At 62.9% G+C, this 1,124-nt stretch carries 1 protein-coding gene; it reads right to left on the bottom strand.

The genetic code is table 11. From position 1 onward, the window contains the following. Positions 1-1,074: an IS630 family transposase gene (locus tag FGL98_RS25105; protein WP_146321618.1), complete on the bottom strand. Its 1,074-nt coding sequence runs from the start codon at positions 1,072-1,074 to the stop codon at positions 1-3. Positions 1,075-1,124: the final 50 nt, after the last annotated feature.

The raw sequence follows: 1,124 nt of genomic DNA, 5'->3' as shown, positions 1-1,124 counted from the left end.
CTAGTGGCTCGTCGTTAAAGTTCGCTTGCGGTTGATCTTGTCCATGATTTCCTCGGGGGTCTTGGTCCAGATGAAGGGGTGTTTGCGGTCGTTCCAGCCGTTGATGAACTGGCGGATTTTGCCGACCAGGTCCCGCACGGAGGGAAACGCGCCGCGTTTGATGGCTTGCCGGTCGATGATGCCGAACCAGACCTCGACCAGGTTCAGCCAGGACCCGGAGGTCGGGGTGAAGTGGATGTGGATGCGTGGGTTGCACTCCAACCAGTCGCGCACTTCTTGCTTCTTGTGGGTGGCGTAGTTGTCCATCACCAGGTGCAGCTGCTGGTCGGGGTAGGCGCGGGCGACGTGTTTGAGGAAGGTCAGGAACTCCTGGTGCCGGTGTCGGTCCTTGCAGATCCCGGTGACCTGCCCGGTGGCGACCTCCAGTGCCGCGAACAAGGTCGTGGTGCCGTGCCGGATGTAGTCGTGGGTGCGTTGCTCGGCGTGTCCCGGCGCGATCGGAAGCACGGGTCGGGTGCGGTCCAGGGCTTGGATCTGGGATTTTTCGTCCACGCAGAGCACGACCGCGTTCTCCGGTGGTGCCAGGTACAGCCCGACCACGTCGGTGACCTTGGCCTCCAGCTGCGGGTCGGTGGAGAACTTGAACGTCTCGGCCCGCCAGGGTTGGACCCCGTAGGACTTCCACGCCGCGGCGACCACCGAGTGATGCAACCCGAGCCTGGTGCCGAGAAGCCGGGAGGACCAGTGCGTCACGCCCAGCTTCTTCGGCGGTTTGCGTAGCGTGGCCGCGATGATCCGTGACTGATCTACCGTCGCGGGCCGACCCGGCCGGTCCGCGTCCGCCAACCCCTTAATCCCTTCAGCCTCGTACCGGGCCCGCCACTTGTTGACCGTGGGGCGAGAGACACCGACCTGCTCCATAATCCGTTGATTCGCCACCCCATCCGCGGCCAACAAGATGATCTGCGCCCGCACCACCAAACCAGCACGCATCGACGAACAGCGTTGCCACCGAACCAGCTCCGCCCGGTCACCTGGATGCAGTTTCAGAGCGGGAGCAGCATGGTTGGCCATGCCTAACTATCCCATCAAACCATAAACTAATTAAAACGACACGCCACTAG

It is taken from the genome of Leekyejoonella antrihumi, from assembly GCF_007845645.1.
Taxonomy (GTDB): Bacteria; Actinomycetota; Actinomycetes; order Actinomycetales; family Dermatophilaceae; genus Leekyejoonella; species Leekyejoonella antrihumi.
This window is presented reverse-complemented; position numbering and strand designations above follow the sequence as displayed.

Coding starts and splice junctions, on each gene's coding strand:
- FGL98_RS25105 (WP_146321618.1), bottom strand. CDS start 1,074: ATGGCCAACCATGCTGCTCCCGCTCTGAAACTGCATCCAGGTGACCGG.